Genomic DNA, 17,354 nt, shown 5'->3' with positions numbered 1-17,354 from the left:
CCCTTCGTTCGCGACTGCGGGGCTCGCAAAACCGGCTCACTCCTCGCGCTCACCGCTACCCCCCGTGTCCCGCCGCTGCCGCCGCCGTCGCCGCGCCCGGCAGGGCGTCGGCGATCTGCTCCAGCGCGGCGTCGTCGATCGCCGCCGACACGAACCACGCCTCGAACGCGCTCGGCGGCAGGTAGACGCCGGCCGCGAGCATCGCGTGGAAGAACGCCTTGAACGCGGGCACCTGCTGGGTGCGGGCGCTGTCGTAGTCGACCACTTCGGCGTCCGTGAAGAAGATCGAGAACATGTTGCCCGCGGTCGACAGGCGGTGCGGGACCCCGGCGGCGGCCAGCGCGTCGGTGGCGAGCTTGCCCACCACGGCGGCCGTCTCGTCCAGCTTCCGGTAGAGCGCGTCGTCGGCCAGCCGCAGGGTGGCCAGGCCGGCGGCGCACGCCAGCGGGTTACCGGAAAGGGTGCCGGCCTGGTAGACCGGGCCGGCCGGCGCCAGCCGGGACATGACCTCCGCGCGCCCGCCGAACGCCGCGGCGGGCAGGCCGCCACCCATGACCTTCCCGTACGTCCAGAGGTCGGCGTCGCTGGCGTCGAGGCCGTGCCAGCCGGCGCGGGAGACCCGGAAGCCGGTCATCACCTCGTCGACGATGAGCAGCGCCCCGTGCGCGTGGGCGATCCGGGCGAGCTGCTGGTTGAAGCCGTCGCGCGGGGCGACCACGCCCATGTTGCCGGCGGCCGCCTCGGTGATGATCGCCGCGATGTGCGCTCCCTCGGCGGCGAAGGCCTCCTCCACCGCGCGCAGGTCGTTGTACGGCAGCACGATGGTGTCCCCGGCGGCCGCGCCGGTCACGCCGGGCGAGTCGGGCAGGCCGAGCGTGGCCACGCCGGAGCCGGCGGCGGCGAGGAGCGCGTCGGAGTGGCCGTGGTAGCAGCCGGAGAACTTGACGATCTTGGCGCGACCGGTGAAGCCCCGGGCCAGCCGGATCGCCGACATGGTCGCCTCGGTGCCCGAGTTGACCAGGCGGACCTGCTCGACCGGGGTACGGTCGACGATCTCCGCGGCCAGCTCGACCTCGCCCGGTGTCGGGGTGCCGAAGCTGGTGCCGTACGCGGCGGCGGCCTGCACCGCCTCGACCACCGCAGGGTGGGCGTGGCCGAGGACCAACGGGCCCCAGGAGCAGACCAGGTCGACGTAGCGGCGACCGTCGGCGTCGAAGAGCCAGGGACCCTCCCCCCGGACCATGAAGCGCGGGGTGCCACCCACGGCACGGAACGCGCGGACAGGGGAGTTCACCCCGCCGGGCACGATGGCCTTGGCGCGGTCGAACAGGGCCTCGGAGGCCGGCGCGTCGGCCGGGTAACGGCCGGATCCGGCGAAAAAGGTCTCGGTCACGATGCCGCCATTGTGTCAGCGCCGGACGGCTGATCAGCAGCCACCCCGCACCGGGGGTTACCGGGCTCACGCCCGCCCGTCCGGCCGGAGATCGACAGCCGGGGGTGGCTCGCCGGGCCCGGCGATCGAGATCGCGATAGGCTGACCGGGTGGATCGTGCCGAACTGTCCATCACGGTACACCGGTCGGGCGACGAAGCGGTGCTTCGTCTGGCCGGTGAGATCGACATGCTCACGGCCGCCCAGCTGTCGACCGTCGTGAATGAGGTGCTGGCCGAGGCCCCGCCGCGCATCGTGCTCGACCTGGGCGGGGTGACCTTCTGCGACTCGCAGGGGCTCGGCACCCTGGTGGTGCTCAGCCGCAAGGCCAGCCACGCCCAGAGCCTGCTGGTCCTCAGCAATGTCGGCGACTTCCTCCTGCGCGTCCTGGACATCACCGGCCTCCGGTCGGCCCTGATGATCCGCAACGAAACCGCCCCCTGACGCGCCCCACCCCCATCTCCTCCGCCCCGCCGCCCCGGTGATCATGAGGTTGACGGCGATGTGAATCTCATCAGGTGCCGTCAACCTCATAATCGACCTGGTTGGGCGGGTCAGGTGACGGGGGTGTCGCGGCGGCGGAAGGCGGCCAGGCCGGCGAGCGCCAGCAGCAGCGCCACGAGAGCCAGCGCGTAGAGCGGAGTGACGCTCCAGGTGTCCCGGAGCACCTGCGGGGTGTGGGTGAACGGGGAGAGGTCCAGCAGCCACTGGTCCAGCTCCAGCACGGCGCCGAGCTGGCCGAGCAGCAGGCAGACCGCGAGCACCGCCCAGGCCACCGGGGCGAGCCGGGGCAGCAGCCCGAAGAGCAGGACCGCGAATCCGGCCGGCACCCACGCCGCCGGCACCTGGGCCAGCCCGGCGCCGACCATCCGGGGCAGCTCCGTCGGCACGTCCTGCACGCTCAGCCCGTACGTCACGCCGATGGCGAGGCCGGTCACGGCGAGCACCACCGCCGGGCCGAGCAACGCGAACACCACGTGGGACAGCAGCCAGGTCGAGCGGTGCTCGCCGGTCGCCAGCAGCGGCTCGGCCCGCCCGGTGGTCTCCTCCGCCCGCATCCGCAGCGCCGCCTGGATGCCGTACCCGGCGGCGGCCAGCCCGGCCAGGCTGAGCGTGGCCCCCAGGTAGGCGTCGGCCAGGCCGGAGGCGCCGCCGATCCGGGCCATGATCTCCTCGAGCTGCGGGTTGCCCTCGACGCCCCGGCCGGCGCCCTTCGCCGCCCCGCCGAGGATCAGCCCCATCAGGCCGAAGCCGACCGACCACCAGAGGATCTGCCCGCGGTGCAGCCGCCAGGCCAGCCCGAACGATCCGGAGAGGGCCGGACCGGCGGTGGCCGGCCCGAGCCGGGGCGGCAGCACCCCGGCCCCCAGGTCGCGGCGCACCGACACCGGGTACGCCACGGCCGCGAACAGCACCGACGCGGCCAGCGGCAACGCCAGCACCCACCAGCGCTCCCCCTCGTACGGACGCACCCGGGCCGCCCAGCCCAGCGGGGAGAGCCAGCTCGGCCAGTCGTTCGAGGCGGTGTCACCCACCAGCCGGAGCGCGAAGGCGGCGCCGAGCACCGCGATACCGATGCCCCGCGCCCCGCCGGCCGTCTCGGTGAGCTGGGCGGCCAGCCCGCCGATCGTGGCGAAGACGACGCCGGTCAGCGTGGCGGCGAGGCCGTACGCGTACGAGCCGGCCGCCGGCAGCCCGGTGGAGGCCAGCCCGGCAGCGGTGAGCAGGCCGAGCAGCAGGTCGGCCGCGTACGTCACGAGCAGCGCGGCGGTCAGCCCGGCGTACCGGCCGAGCACGGTGCCGCCGAGCAGCTCGCGCCGGCCGGCCTCCTCCTCGGTGCGGGTGTGCCGGATGACGGTGAGCAGGCTGGCCAGCCCGACGATCACCAGCAGGAAGCCGGCGCGTTGCGCGGTCAGCGCGCCGACGCTGTCGCCGTACACCGGGCCGAGCAGCGCGACGATGGACGGGTTCCGGGCGGTGCCGGCGGCGTACGCGGCCCGGTCGGCCGCCGTCGGGAAGAGCTCGAAGAAGCTGGTCGCGTACGTCATCGGCAGGACGGCGAGCACCAGCACCCAGAGCGGGAGCAGGAGCCGGTCCCGGCGCAGGATCAGCCGAGCGAGGTGGCGGGTGCCGGTGAGGGTGCTCATGCGGTCACCTCGCTCCACTCGGCGGCCGTCTGAGGCACGACCGCGCGGTACTGATGATTCGCTCGCTGGCGCTCGCTCATCGGGTCGCCTCGGCAGGGGTCGCCTCGATCGGCACGGCCTCGTAGTGCCGCAGGAACAGCTCCTCCAGGGTCGGCGGCTGGCTGACCAGGCTGCGTACGCCCAGCTCGGTGAGCCGGCGCAGGGCGGTGTCCAGGGCGGCGGAGTCCACGTCGAAGCGCACCCGGTTGCCGTCGACGCGCAGGTCGTGCACGCCCGGCAGGTCGGCCAACCCGTCGAGCGGCGCGGTGACCTCGGCGTCGATCGAGGTGCGGTGCAGGTGGCGCAGCTCGCCGAGGGTGCCGGACTCGACGGCGCGGCCGTTGCGGATGATCGTCACCCGGTCGCAGAGCGCCTCCACCTCGGCCAGGATGTGGCTGGAGAGCAGCACGGTCCGGCCGTCCTGCTTGGCCCGCCGGACCCAGTGCTGGAAGACCTCCTCCATGAGCGGGTCCAGCCCGGAGGTCGGCTCGTCGAGGATGAGCAGCTCGACGTCGGAGGCGAGCGCGGCGACCAGGCCCACCTTCTGCCGGTTGCCCTTGGAGTAGGCCCGGCCCTTCTTGCGCGGGTCCAGCTCGAAGGATTCCAGCAGCTCGGCGCGGCGCTTCGGGTCCAGCCCGCCGCGCATCCGGCCGAGCAGGTCGATCACCTCGCCGCCGCTGAGGTTGGGCCAGAGGGTGACGTCGCCGGGGACGTACGCGAGGCGGCGGTGCAGGGCGACGGCGTCCCGCCACGGGTCGCCGCCGAGCAGCCGGACGGCCCCCGCGTCCGCCCGCAGCAGACCGAGCAGCACGCGGATGGTGGTCGACTTGCCGGCGCCGTTGGGACCGAGGAAGCCGTGCACCTGCCCGGCGCGGACGGTCAGGTCGAGTCCGTCGAGTGCCCGGGTCCGGCCGAAGGTCTTCACCAGGCCGGACACCTCAATTGGGGTTTCCATACTTCGGAAGCTACGCTCGTTTCATAAACTTGTGAAGACTGTGAGAGTTGGGGCACCATCAGCTTCACGACTTTTTAACGCGAGGAGCCATCGCCGATGCTTGACGACCGCCCGGCCCGGAACGAGGAGGAGATCCACCTCTTCGTCGAACGGATGGCAATGGCCTTCGCGGACGTCGGCTTCCCCCGGATGGCCGCCCGGGTGCTCTTCAGCGTGATGAGCGCGGACGACCCGCTGACCGCCGCCGAGATCGGCGAGCGGCTCGGGGTCAGCGCGGCGGCGGTCTCCGGTGCGGTCCGCTACCTGACCCAGTTCGGCATGCTGGTCCGTGAGCCGGTCAAGGGCTCCCGGCGGGACCGCTACCGGATGCCGGACAACCCCTGGTACGAGGCCACCATCACCAAGACCGGCCTCTACAAGAACTTCATCGACATCGCCAACGGCGGCGTGAACGCGCTGCTCGGGCGGGACACGCCGGCCGGCGAGCGGGTGGCCGAGATGCGGGACTTCTTCCTCTTCGTCCAAGGGGAACTCGACACGATGGGCGAACGGTGGCGGGCCTGGCGCGCCGCGAGGGCACACGGCGACCCGGCCGGCTGACCCTTGCCTGCCGGCCCGGCCGACCGACCGTCACTTTCCGTGGCCAACGGACAGGCCCGCGCAGCGCTCAGGCGGTGTTGCCCCAGCGCGCCTGCTCCAGGATGTCCACCGCGCGCTCCCGGGCCTCCGCGCCGTCGTCCGCGCGCAGCAACGCCGTCGCCTCGTCCACCGCGTCGGTGAGCACCCGCCACTGCCGGTCCCGCTCCCGCACCAGGTCGGACTGGGCGGCGAGCTGCCGGGTCTTCACCCACAGCTCCACGAAGACCGACACCTTGGCGCGCAGCACCCAGGGGTCGAACGGCTTGGTCAGGTAGTCGACCGCGCCCACCGCGTAGCCGCGCAGGGCGAGCTGGGCGTCCCGGTCCGCCGCGGTGAGGAAGATGATCGGCACGTGCCGGGTCCGCTCCCGCCGCTTGATGTGGGTGGCGGTCTCGAAGCCGTCCATGTCGGGCATCTGCGCGTCGAGCAGGATCACCGCGAAGTCGTCGACCAGGAGCTGCTTCAGCGCCGCCTCGCCGCTCTCCACGGCGACCGACTGGACCGGAAGCCCCTGGAGGATCGCCTCCAGGGCCATCAGGTTCTCCCGCCGGTCGTCCACCAGCAGCGCCTTGGCCATCTGAGTCACGGGGTCTCCTCGCCTCGGCTGCGGCCGATCCAGGACGACATCATCTCGATCAGCTCGTCCAGGTCCACCGGCTTGGTGATGTAGTCGCTACCTCCGGCCGTGATCGCCGACTCCCGGTCACCGGGCATCGCCTTCGCGGTCAGGAAGACGATCGGCAGGTCCGCGAAGCGGTGGTTGCGCCGGATCTGCCGGGTCGTCTCGTAGCCGTCCTGGTCCGGCATCATCGCGTCCATCAACACGATGTCCACCTCCGGATGCTCGGCCAGCTGGCGGACGCCGTCCGCCCCGTTGTCCGAGTACAGCACGGTCATCCCGTGCAGTTCCAACGCGGAGGTCAGGGCGAACACGTTGCGGACGTCGTCGTCGACGATCAGCACGGTCACGCCCTCCAGCCGCCGGGTCGCCGGAGTCTCCTGCGGCTGCGGCAGCTCCATCGGCATGAGCAGCGACGACGGCAGGCCCGCGCGGCTCGGTGAGGGTGGCGCCGGCGCCACCACCGCGTCCGGCGCCAGCACGTCCGGTACGAAGAGGGTGAACGTCGACCCCTGGCCGGGCGCCGACGACACGGTGATCGTGCCGCCGAGCAGGCGCGCCAGGTCCCGACTGATCGACAGGCCCAGCCCGGTGCCCCCGTACCGCCGACTGGTGGTGCCGTCGGCCTGCTGGAACGCCTCGAAGATCAGCGACAGCTTGTCGTCCGAGATGCCGATCCCGGTGTCGATCACCGTGAACGCGATCACCCGCCGCGCGTTGGTCAGCGCCGGCACGTCGAAGACGGCGTTCTCGGCGGCCGGGGCGATCCGCAGCGTCACCGCGCCGTTGTCGGTGAACTTCACCGCGTTGGAGAGCATGTTGCGCAGGATCTGCTGCAATCGCTGGGCGTCGGTGACCAGTGCCGGGGGCAGGTCCTTGCTGATCCGGACCTGGAAGTCGAGGCCCTTCTCCTCGGCCTGCGGGGCGAACGCCTGCTCGACGTAGCCGCGCAGCTCGGAGAAGTGCACCTCGGTCGGCTCCACGTCCATCCGGCCCGCCTCGATCTTGGCGAGGTCCAGGATGTCGTCGATCAGGGAGAGCAGGTCTGAGCCGGCGCTGTAGATGGTGCGGGCGAACTCGATCTGCTTCGGCGTCAGGTTCTGGTCCGGGTTCTCGGCCAGCAGCCGGGCCAGCAGCAGCAGCGAGTTCAACGGCGTACGCAGCTCGTGGCTCATGTTCGCCAGGAACTCCGACTTGTAGGCCGACGCCCGGGTGAGCTGCTGCGCCTTCTCCTCCAGGCCGAGCCGGGCCAGCTCGATCTCCCGGTTCTGGGTCTCGATGTTGGCCTTCTGCTCGGAGAGCAGCTTGGCCTTGTCCTCCAGTTCGGCGTTGGTGCGCTGCAGCTCCGCCGACTGCTCCTGGAGTTCGAGAGCCAGCCGCTGCGACTGGGCCAGCAGCTCCTCCGTACGCCGGTTGGCCTGGATCGTGTTGACCGCGATGCCGATGGTGGTGACCAGCCGCTCCAGGAACGACAGGTGCAGCTCGGAGAAGGTGGTCACCCCGGCGAACTCGATCACGCCGAGCAGCTCACCCTCGAAGAGGACGGGCAGCACCACCAGGTCGGCCGGGGGCGTCTCGGCGAGCCCGGAGCGCAGCATCAGCCGCCCGTCGGGCTGGGCGTTGACCCTTATGGTCCGCCGGGAGAGGGCGGCCTGCCCGACCAGCCCCTCGCCGGGCCCGAAGGTCACGTCGTGCCCCCGCGCCACATACCCGTACGAGGCGGTGAGCCGCAACCGCATGCTCCCCTCGGAGCTGTCCGCCAGGAAGAACGCGCCGAGCTGCGCGTCGACCAGCGGGGTCACCTCCATCATGATCATGCGGCAGACCTCGCCGAGGTCCCGCTGCCCCTGGAGCAGGCCACCGATCCGGGCCAGGTTGGAATCCAGCCAGCCCTGCTCGGCGTTCTTCTTGGTCGTCTCCCGCAGGGTGACGATCATCTGGTTGATGTTGTCCTTCAGCTCGGCGACCTCGCCCTGCGCCTTGACGGCGATCCGCTGGGTCAGGTCACCCCGGGTCACCGAGGTGGAGACCTGGGCGATCGCCCGGAGCTGGGTGGTGAGGGTCGAGGCGAGCTGGTTGACGTTCTCGGTGAGGTCACGCCAGGTGCCGGAGACGCCCTTCACCTGTGCCTGACCGCCGAGCTTGCCCTCGGTGCCCACCTCGCGGGCCACCCGGGTCACCTCGTCGGCGAACGACGACAGCTGATCCACCATCGTGTTCACGGTGTTCTTCAGCTCCAGGATCTCGCCCTGGGCGTCGACGGTGATCTTCTGGCTCAGGTCACCCTTCGCCACGGCGGTGGTGACCGAGGCGATGTTCCGCACCTGACTGGTCAGGTTCGACGCCATCGAGTTCACGTTGCCGGTCAGGTCCCGCCAGGTGCCCGACACGCCCTTCACCTGCGCCTGACCACCCAGCTTGCCCTCGGTGCCCACCTCACGGGCCACCCGGGTCACCTCGTCGGCGAACGAGGACAGCTGATCCACCATCGTGTTCACGGTGTTCTTCAGCTCCAGGATCTCGCCCTGGGCGTCCACCGTGATCTTCTGCGACAGGTCACCCTTCGCCACCGCCGTGGACACCTGGGCGATGTTGCGCACCTGCGACGTCAGGTTCGACGCCATCGAGTTCACGTTGTCGGTCAGGTCGCGCCAGGTGCCGGCGACGCCGCGTACCTGGGCCTGACCGCCGAGCTTGCCCTCGGTGCCCACCTCCCGGGCCACCCGGGTCACCTCGTCCGCGAACGACGACAGCTGATCCACCATCGTGTTGACCGTGGACTTCAGCTCCAGGATCTCGCCCCGGGCGTCCACCGTGATCTTCTGCGACAGGTCACCCTTGGCCACCGCAGTGGTGACCGAGGCGATGTTCCGCACCTGACTGGTCAGGTTGGACGCCATCGAGTTCACGTTGTCGGTCAGGTCCCGCCAGGTGCCCGACACGCCCTTCACCTGCGCCTGACCACCGAGCTTGCCCTCGGTGCCCACCTCACGGGCCACCCGGGTCACCTCGTCGGCGAACGAGGACAGCTGATCCACCATCGTGTTCACGGTGTTCTTCAGCTCCAGGATCTCGCCCTGGGCGTCGACGGTGATCTTCTGGCTCAGGTCACCCTTGGCCACCGCCGTGGACACCTGCGAGATGTTCCGCACCTGGCTGGTCAGGTTCCCGGCGAGCTGATTGACGTTCTCGGTGAGATCGCGCCAGGTGCCGGAGACCCCGCGTACCTGGGCCTGACCGCCCAGCTTGCCCTCGATACCCACCTCACGGGCCACCCGGGTCACCTCGTCGGCGAACGACGACAGCTGATCCACCATCGTGTTCACGGTGTCCTTCAGCTCCAGGATCTCGCCCTGCGCGGCCACCGTGATCTTCTGCGAGAGATCGCCCCGGGCCACCGCGGTGGAGACCTGGGCGATGTTGCGGACCTGTGCGGTCAGGTTCGACGCCATCGAGTTGACGCTGTCGGTCAGGTCCTTCCAGGTGCCGGCCACGTTCGGCACCTCCGCCTGGCCGCCCAGCTTGCCCTCGGTGCCCACCTCCCGAGCCACCCGGGTCACCTGCTCCGCGAAGAGCCGCAGGGTGTCGGTGAGCGAGTTGAAGGTGTGGGCCAGCTCGGCCACCTCACCCTTGGCCGACACGGTGATCTTCTGCGACAGGTCACCCTTCGCCACCGCCGTGGCCACCTGGGAGATCGAACGCACCTGGTAGGTCAGGTTCGACGCCATGGTGTTCACCGAGTCGGTGAGGTCCTTCCAGGTGCCGGCCACCCCGCGTACGTCGGCCTGGCCACCCAGCTTGCCCTCGGTGCCCACCTCCCGGGCCACCCGGGTCACCTCGTTGGAGAAGGACGAGAGCTGGTCGACCATGGTGTTGACGGTGCGGCCGATGCGCAGGTACTCACCGCGCAGCGGGCGGCCGTCGATCTCCAGCGCCATGTGCTGGGACAGGTCGCCGTCGGCCACCGCCACGATGACCCGGGCGATCTCGGTGGTCGGCCGGCCCAGGTCGTCGATCAGCGAGTTGATCGCCCGCTGGCCCTCGGCCCACGAGCCGTCCAGGCCCTCGTCGTCGAGGCGTTCGGTCAGCCGGCCGTCCCGGCCGACGATCCGGCTGATCCGGCGCAGGTCCAGGTGCTGCCGCTCCTGGAGCGCCACCACGTCGTTGAACGCGTCGGCCACCTCACCGGCCAGACCGGCCCGGCGGGGCAGCCGGACCTTGAGGTCGCCCCGGCGTACCTGCCGCAGCGCCTCCACGAGGTCACCGAGCAGCGCCTCGTGCTCCGAGGCGGCCGGGTCCGCGGCTACCGACTGTTTCGCCGTGGTCATCATTCCTCGCTCAGCTCGGGGCCAACCGGCTCGTGCCGACATCCCACCATTCTGCCCGCGGCACGTCGAGGTGACGACCAGCCGACACGGCGTGCCCGACCCCAGCTCCGGCGGGTGGCGCGACGGGGGGCGCTTGGCACCGGGGGCGGCGGCGATGGAGGATACGAAGGTGTCAGCGGAGGCGGGGCCGGTGGTCGACGACGGCGCGGACGAGCATGTCCGGCGGGTCCGGCTTCCCGCCGACCGGCGTACGCCGGCGGCCGCCCGGGCACTGGTGCGGTCCGTCCTCGGCGAGGCGGAACTGGACGAACTGCTCAACGAGGCACTGCTGCTCACCACGGAACTCACCACCAACGCCATCGAGCACGCGCGCACCGAACTGGACATCGAGGTCGAGGCGGACGAGCGGGGACTGACCGTCACGGTCACCGACTTCGCTTCCGGCCCCGTCGAGGAGCTGGTGGTCGGCGTACGCAACGTCAGCTCCGAGATCGCCGAGGTGTCCGAGCGCGGGCGCGGCCTGCTGCTGGTGGACCACTTCGCCAGCCGGTGGGGCACCACCTACCTGCCCACCGGCAAGGGCGTCTGGTTCCGGCTCGACCGGCACGATGTGGCGTCGGCCGCCCCACGGACCGTGACCGAGCAACGGGTCATCACGTCGGGTGAATCGGCGGAGAGCGCCCCGAGCGCCGCCGCGATGAGCGAGCTGATGCAGACCACCCCCGACCCGTACGCGGACGACCCGCTGCCGGAGTTCGCCACCGGGCTGCTGGCCCGGCTCGCCGACATGGTGGGCGCCGCCGGCGGCGTGGTCCGGCTGGACCGGGGCGACGGGCAGGGCACCCAGGTGATCGCCCGCTACGGCCGGCAGCCCCGGGAGGGGAACGAACTGCTCCGGGTCCCGCTCGCCGTGCACCGCCCGTACGCCGGCGAGCTGGAGCTGGACGCGGCGCCGTCGGCGTACGCCCGCCCGCTCGCGGTGCTGGCCGCCGAGCGGCTCTCGCTGCACCTGGAGAACGACCGGCTGCGCCGGGCGGACGTCCGCCGGTCGACCTGGCTGACCTTCCTCGCCGAGGCGAGCGAACTGCTCGCCCAGTCCCTCGACGTCGAGCTGACCATGGCGCTCATCCCGCAACTGGTGGTGCCCCGGCTCGGGCAGTGGTGCGCGGTGCACACCACCGACGAGTGGGGGCGGTTGCGGCTCGCCGCGTGCAGCCACGCCGACGAGTCGGTGCTACCGCAGCTGCATCGGGTGCTCGAGGAGACCGGGCCGGACTCGATCCAGGCCCGGCTGCGGGAGGCGTCCCGGAGCGCCGCGCAGGTGCCGCTCAGCGGGCCGATGGAGGGGTTCGCCGTACCGTTGATCGCCCGCGGGCAGCGGCTCGGCACCCTGGCCGTCGGCCGTCACCAGCGGCACCGGCACGACCCGGACGAGGTCTCGGTGCTGGAGGACGTGGCCCGCCGGGCCGCCCTCGCCATCGAGAACGCCCGCATCCACGCCGAGCGCCGGCGGGTGGCGCAGACCCTCCAGCAGTCGCTGCTGCCGCCGGTGCTCCCAGTGGTCGAGGGCATCGGCTTCGCCGCCGAGTACGTCCCGACCGGTGACGACGCCGACGTCGGCGGCGACTTCTACGACGTGGTCCCGCTGCCGGACGGCCGGTGGCTGGTGGTCATCGGCGACGTCTCCGGCAAGGGCGTGCAGGCGGCGGCGGTGACCGGCCTGGTCCGGGACGTGATCCGGGTGCTGGTCGGCGACGGCAAGCCGCTGCCGGAGGTGCTGGGCCGGCTCAACGAGACGCTGGTCGAGCGCGGCAGCGGCCGGTACTGCACGCTGGCGCTGGCGGCGGTCGGGGCGGGCGAGGGCGAGCAGCTCGACGTCTCCCTGCACCTGGCCGGGCACGACCGCCCGGTGCTGCTGGCCGGCGGCGGCGGGGCGGCCTTCGTCGGCACCGGCGGTACCGCGCTCGGGCTGCTCGACTCGATCGCCACCCCGACGGCCGAGATCGCGCTCGGCCGGGGCGACGCGCTGATCTTCTACACCGATGGGGTGACCGAGCGCCGGCGCGGCCGGGAGCTCTTCGGCACCGACCGGCTGCGCGAGTCGGCTGCCCCGCTGGCCGGCTACTCCGCCGACGTGGTCGCGGCCCGGCTGCGCGCCACGGCGATCGGCTTCTCGGTGGAGGCCCCCCGCGACGACATCGCCATCCTCGTCCTCCGCAACGACGCCCTCTGACCCGGGTTGGTCAGAGGCCGCCGGGGAGGCGGCCGGGGGCCAGGCGGTGGTGGGGGTCGAGGTGTGCCTTCGCCGTGCGGAGGCGGGGCAGGGTGGGCAGCTCGCCCCAGAGGTCGACGGCGCGGCGGACCGGCGCCGGGGCGGACACCACCACGCAGCGGCCCTGCCGGGCGAGGAGCACCCCGCGGACGGCCGCGAGGATCGAGGCGACCCGGTCGGGTGCCAGCGAGCCGGGCAGCGCCGCGTGCACCGTGCCGACCCCGGCGGAGCCCCGGACCGGCACCGGGCTGCCGGCCGCGTCGCGCAGCGCGTAGACCGCCGCATGCAGGTCGTTGATGGGCACCTCGATCCGCAGCGCGGTGTCGCCCGGGGCGAAGGGGTAGCGCCCCCACCACTCCGGTGCGGAGTGGCCGACCACCGCATCGCCGCCGAGCAGGGCGCTGAGCCGCTCGGCCCGCTCCGCGACGTCCGCCGGGCCGCCCTCCAGCAGCACCACGAGGCTGCCCGCCGCGGCTGGCGGGGTCGACCGCCCGGTCAACGCCGGATGGTCGGGCCGGCCGGCGACCGACGGGTGCCACGGGGAGACCCGCCGGCGCGGCAACGGCACCGGTACGGGCAGGTCCAGCTCGACGGCCGCGGGGTCGAGCCGGGCGGCGAGCACCGCCCGGACCAGGTCGTGCACTTCGAGCGGGGTCCAGACCGGCCGGGACACCCAGACCCGGCTGGCCGGTGCGGCCTGCACCCGCAGGGTGGCCGAGACCAGCACACCCAGCCCGCCCTGCGAGCCGCAGAGCAGCCGCGCCACGTCCAGCCCCGGCAGGTCGCCGGTGCCGAAGAGCGCCCCGGCGCCGCCCGCTCCCGCCCGGCCCGGAGCTGCCGCCCCGCCCTGGCCCACCTGGTCGCGGGCGGTCGGTGCCGCCCGGCCCAGCGACGCCGTGCCGGGCTCGCCGACGCTGACCAACTCGCCGTCGGCGTCCAGATAGCGCACCCCGACAAGCTGGGCGCACGGGCTGCCGTGCCGGAGCCGGAGCGGGCCGGCCTCGTCGGCGGCGAGCACCCCGCCCAGGGTCGCCCCCGGGGAGGGCGCGTCGACCGGAAGGCGCTGGCCGGTGCGTTCGAGGGTGGCCTGGACCGCCCGGAGCGGGGTGCCGGCGCCGATCTCGGCCACCGCAGAGCCCTGCGGTTCGTGCCAGACCCCGGCGAGCCGGCCGGTGTCCAGCATGATGTCGACCTGCTCCGGGGCCGCCCCCCAGTCGATCTTCGTGCCGGCGCCGCGCGGCACCACCGTCAGGTCGTGCGCGGCGGCCAGCCGCAGCACCTCGGCGGCGGCGTGCGGGCCGCCCGGCACCGCCACCCAGCGGGCCGTCCGGCCGGCCACCTCGTCGGCCGGGCCGGCGAAGCGGGCGAACGGCGGGCCGCAGATCTCGGCGAGGCGCCGGGTGATGTCGAGGGCTCCGGGTCGATTGGTGGAACTCGCTGCAGCCGCCATGGCGGTCATCGTACACATGTTCGAAAGTCTCGGACCGCAAGTTGCCGGATCCGACAGTGCGACGGCCCGGAACCGGGCGGCCGGCCGGTAACGTGACGCCGTGACCACCGAGACCCCGCTACCCGTCGCCAAGCGGGTGCTGAGCGAGCGCACCCACCACGGCGACACCGTCGTCGACGAGTACGCCTGGCTGGCGGCCAAGGACGACCCGGAGACGATCGCCTACCTGACCGCGGAGAACGCCTACACCGAGGCGCACACCGCGCACCTGGCCGAGCTGCGGTCCCGACTGTTCGAGGAGACCCGCCGGCGCACCCAGGAGACCGACCTGTCGGTGCCCACCCGCAAGGACGGGTACTGGTACTACACCCGCACCGTCGAGGGCCAGCAGTACGGCGTGCACTGCCGCCGGGCCGTCCGGGACGGCGAGACCGCGCCCCCGATCAGCGCCGACGGCGCCCCGCTGGAGGGCGAGGAGGTGCTGCTGGACGGCAACCTGCTCGCCGAAGGGCACGACTTCTTCGCCCTCGGCGCGTTCGACGTCAGCCCGGACGGGCGCTGGCTGGCATACTCCACCGACTTCGCCGGCGACGAGCGGTTCACCCTGCGGATCAAGGACCTCGGCACCGGCGAGGTGCTGCCCGACGAGATCCCGGACACCTTCTACGGCACCGCCTGGTCGCGCGACGCCTCGACGCTCTTCTACGTCACGGTGGACGACGCCTGGCGGCCGAACCGGGTCTGGCGGCACGCCGTCGGCACCCCGTCGAGCGAGGACGTGGTGGTCCACCAGGAGGACGACGAGCGGTTCTGGGTGGGCGTCGAGCTGACCCGCTCCGAGCGGTTCGTGATGATCGACATCCACAGCAAGATCACCAGCGAGGTACGGGTGATCCCGGCGGCCAACCCGACCGGCGAGCCGGCCGTCATCGCCCCGCGTCGGCAGGGCGTCGAGTACTCGGTGGAGCACCACGGGCACCGGTTCCTGATCCTGCACAACGACGGCGCGGAGGACTTCGCGCTGGCGTTCACCTCGGCGGACACGCCCGGCGACTGGACGCCCCTGATCGAGCACGCACCCGGCACCCGGCTGGAGTCCGTCGACGCGTTCGAGAACCACCTGGTCGTCTCGCTGCGCAGCAACGGGCTCACCGGGCTGCGGGTGCTGCCGGTCGGCGGCGGCGACCCGTACGACATCGACTTCCCGGAGCCGATCTACAGCGTCGGGCTGGACGCCAACCCGGAGTACCGCACCCGGGAGGTGCGGCTCCGCTACACCTCGCTGGTCACCCCGGACTCGGTCTACGACTACGACCTGGTCACCCGGCAGATGGTGCTTCGCAAGCAGAAGCCGGTCCGCCCCGGGCCGGACGGGCGGGCGTACGACCCGGCCGACTACGAGCAGCACCGGGACTGGGCGCTGGCCGACGACGGCACCCGGGTGCCGATCTCGCTGGTCTGCCGGAAGGACACCCCGCGCGACGGCTCCGCGCCCTGCCTCATCTACGGCTACGGCTCGTACGAGGCGAGCATGGACCCCTGGTTCTCCATCGCCCGGCTCAGCCTCCTCGACCGGGGCGTCATCTTCGCCGTTGCGCACATCCGCGGCGGCGGCGAACTGGGCCGGCGCTGGTACGACGAGGGCAAGCTGCTCGCCAAGAAGAACACCTTCACCGACTTCGTGGCCTGTGCCCGGCACCTGGTCAAGGCCGGCTGGACGGCCACCGACCGGCTGGTGGCCCGGGGCGCGTCGGCCGGCGGCCTGCTGATGGGCGCGGTGGCCAACCTCGCCCCGGACGCGTTCTCCGGGATCGTCGCGCAGGTGCCCTTCGTGGACGCGCTCACCTCGATCCTCGACCCGTCGCTGCCGCTCACCGTCACCGAGTGGGAGGAGTGGGGCAACCCGCTCGACGACCCCGAGGTGTACGCGTACATGAAGTCGTACACCCCTTACGAGAACGTGGCCGAGGTCGCCTACCCGGCCATCCTCGCGGTGACCAGCCTGAACGACACCCGGGTGCTCTATCACGAGCCGGCCAAGTGGATCGCCCGGCTGCGGGCGGTCGCCCCGGAGGGCGACTACCTGCTCAAGACCGAGATGGGCGCCGGCCACGGCGGCCCGAGCGGCCGCTACGACGCCTGGCGCGAGGAGGCGTTCATCAACGCCTGGATCCTCGACCGCCTGGGTCGGGCCTGAACGGCAGGCCGGACCCCCGCCGGCCAGCGGGGGTCCTGCCTGAGGCTCAGCCGGCGAGCACCGATGCGAGCCGAGCCGGGTCGACGTTTCCGCCGGTGATCACGGCGGCGGTACGGCCCGACGGCAGCTCGGCGCGGTGGAAGAGGCGGGCGGCGACCGACACGGCGCCGCTCGGCTCCACCACCAGCCGGGCCTCGCGGGCCAGGCGGCCCATCGTCGCGGTGATCTCCTCCTCGGTCACCGTGACGATGCCGTCGAGGCGTGCCCGCAGGTGGGCGAGGGTCAGCTCGGACAGGTTCGTCCGCAGCCCGTCCGCGCTGGTCCGGTAGGTCCGCTCGACGTCCCAGACCACCACCTCACCGGCGGCGAGCGAGTCCCGGGCGTCCGCGGCGAGCAGCGGTTCCACCCCGACGACCGCGGCCTGCGGGCGCAGCGCCTTGACCGCCGTGGCGACCCCCGAGGCGAGCCCGCCCCCGCCGACCGGCACCAGCACCACGTCGACGTCGGGCAGGTCCGCCACGACCTCCAGCCCGACCGTGCCCTGCCCGGCGATGATCCGCCGGTCGTCGAAGGGCGGCACCAGCGTGGCGCCGGTGTCGGCGGCGATCCGCTCCGCCTCCGGCAGCCGGCGGGCCGGCGTGACCAGCCGCACCTCGGCGCCGAGCGCCCGGATCTGGTCCACCTTGACCTGCGGCGCCCCCTCGGGGACGACCACCGTGCACGGGACACCGAACGCCCGGGCGGCGTAGGCGAGGGCCTGCCCGTGGTTGCCGGACGAGTGGGTCACCACGCCGCGGGACCGGACGGCCGGGTCGAGCCGGGCCACGGCATGCGTCGCGCCGCGCAGCTTGAACGACCCCACCGGTTGCAGGCTCTCCGGCTTGAGCCACAGCTCGTCGTCCCACGGTGCCGGCAGCAGCGGCGTACGCACGGCGGTGCCGGCGATGTCCTCGGCGGCGGCCCGGACGTCCTCGATCGAGATCAGCTCCATCGGCCCATCCTGCCCCGCTATGGGCGCCTAGACTGCCCCGGTGAGTCGGGCCGAGGAGGACGAGCCGGCCGGGGCGGAGGCAGGCCCGGCGGGGGCGGCCCGGCGCGGGCCGACCTGGGTGATCCTCGCGGTGGTGGCCGCCGCCCTGCTGGTCTGCTGCTGCTCGGTGGTGATCGGCCTGGCCGTCTCCTGGTCCGCCGGCCTCCTCGGCGGCCGCTGATCCGGCGCTGACGCCCGCCGACTACGCCCGCCGCATCCCACTCGTACGGCGGATCGCCGTCACCGC

Annotated in this window: 12 protein-coding genes; 5 read left to right on the top strand and 7 right to left on the bottom strand. The window is 72.8% G+C overall.

Annotation, left to right across the window (positions count from 1 at the left end):
• Window positions 1-55: 55 nt before the first annotated feature.
• Complete coding sequence (gene hemL, locus ACY34I_RS07385) at window positions 56-1,393, bottom strand: glutamate-1-semialdehyde 2,1-aminomutase (RefSeq protein WP_462753708.1); 1,338 nt, start codon at window positions 1,391-1,393, stop codon at window positions 56-58.
• A 149-nt stretch (window positions 1,394-1,542) separates the two neighbouring features.
• On the opposite strand from hemL, the gene ACY34I_RS07380 reads away from it, so the two are divergent.
• Window positions 1,543-1,875, top strand: coding sequence for an STAS domain-containing protein (locus ACY34I_RS07380; protein WP_148794027.1), 333 nt, complete (start codon window positions 1,543-1,545; stop codon window positions 1,873-1,875).
• Window positions 1,876-1,985: 110 nt separating this feature from the next.
• Here the strand turns inward: ACY34I_RS07380 and ACY34I_RS07375 are convergent, their stop codons facing one another.
• Together ACY34I_RS07375 and ACY34I_RS07370 are read right to left on the bottom strand one after the other, a co-directional pair.
• Window positions 1,986-3,578 carry an ABC transporter permease gene (locus ACY34I_RS07375; protein WP_462753706.1) on the bottom strand — a complete coding sequence of 531 codons (1,593 nt, stop codon included), beginning with the start codon at window positions 3,576-3,578 and terminating at the stop codon, window positions 1,986-1,988.
• A 76-nt stretch (window positions 3,579-3,654) separates the two neighbouring features.
• Entirely contained in the window at window positions 3,655-4,572 is a 918-nt protein-coding gene (locus ACY34I_RS07370) for an ABC transporter ATP-binding protein (RefSeq protein WP_462753704.1), read from the bottom strand.
• Between the two features lie 96 nt (window positions 4,573-4,668).
• Between ACY34I_RS07370 and ACY34I_RS07365 the strand changes: the two genes are divergently transcribed.
• A complete protein-coding gene (locus ACY34I_RS07365) occupies window positions 4,669-5,172 on the top strand; it encodes a GbsR/MarR family transcriptional regulator (RefSeq protein ID WP_462753702.1) in 504 nt (167 codons plus the stop codon).
• 67 nt (window positions 5,173-5,239) lie between these two features.
• On the opposite strand, the gene ACY34I_RS07360 is transcribed toward ACY34I_RS07365, so the two are convergent.
• The gene (locus ACY34I_RS07360; protein WP_148794023.1) at window positions 5,240-5,797 is read right to left on the bottom strand and encodes a response regulator; all 558 of its coding nucleotides are present in this window, start codon (window positions 5,795-5,797) and stop codon (window positions 5,240-5,242) included.
• Complete coding sequence (locus tag ACY34I_RS07355) at window positions 5,794-10,158, bottom strand: HAMP domain-containing protein (RefSeq protein ID WP_462753700.1); 4,365 nt, start codon at window positions 10,156-10,158, stop codon at window positions 5,794-5,796. Before ACY34I_RS07355 ends, ACY34I_RS07360 begins: the two co-directional genes overlap by 4 nt.
• Before the next feature lie 154 nt (window positions 10,159-10,312).
• Between ACY34I_RS07355 and ACY34I_RS07350 the strand changes: the two genes are divergently transcribed.
• A complete protein-coding gene (locus tag ACY34I_RS07350; protein ID WP_462753698.1) occupies window positions 10,313-12,391 on the top strand; it encodes a SpoIIE family protein phosphatase in 2,079 nt (692 codons plus the stop codon).
• A 10-nt stretch (window positions 12,392-12,401) separates the two neighbouring features.
• Here ACY34I_RS07350 and ACY34I_RS07345 read toward each other — a convergent pair whose 3' ends face one another.
• Window positions 12,402-13,880 (bottom strand): FAD-binding oxidoreductase, encoded by a 1,479-nt coding sequence (locus tag ACY34I_RS07345; protein ID WP_462753696.1) that lies wholly within the window; start codon window positions 13,878-13,880, stop codon window positions 12,402-12,404.
• A 100-nt stretch (window positions 13,881-13,980) separates the two neighbouring features.
• Here ACY34I_RS07345 and ACY34I_RS07340 point away from each other — a divergent pair, with 100 nt between their 5' ends.
• Window positions 13,981-16,077, top strand: coding sequence for a S9 family peptidase (locus tag ACY34I_RS07340; protein ID WP_462753694.1), 2,097 nt, complete (start codon window positions 13,981-13,983; stop codon window positions 16,075-16,077).
• A gap of 46 nt (window positions 16,078-16,123) precedes the next feature.
• On the opposite strand, the gene ACY34I_RS07335 is transcribed toward ACY34I_RS07340, so the two are convergent.
• Window positions 16,124-17,068 carry a threonine ammonia-lyase gene (locus tag ACY34I_RS07335; protein WP_462753692.1) on the bottom strand — a complete coding sequence of 315 codons (945 nt, stop codon included), beginning with the start codon at window positions 17,066-17,068 and terminating at the stop codon, window positions 16,124-16,126.
• 40 nt (window positions 17,069-17,108) lie between these two features.
• On the opposite strand from ACY34I_RS07335, the gene ACY34I_RS07330 reads away from it, so the two are divergent.
• Window positions 17,109-17,288, top strand: coding sequence for a hypothetical protein (locus ACY34I_RS07330; protein ID WP_148794017.1), 180 nt, complete (start codon window positions 17,109-17,111; stop codon window positions 17,286-17,288).
• The last annotated feature ends 66 nt before the right edge of the window (window positions 17,289-17,354 follow it).

The sequence above is a fragment of the Micromonospora sp. RTBAU3-60 genome (assembly GCF_054963695.1).
The sequence above is the reverse complement of the archived record's forward strand: the minus strand, read 5'-3'. Positions and strand labels throughout refer to the sequence as shown.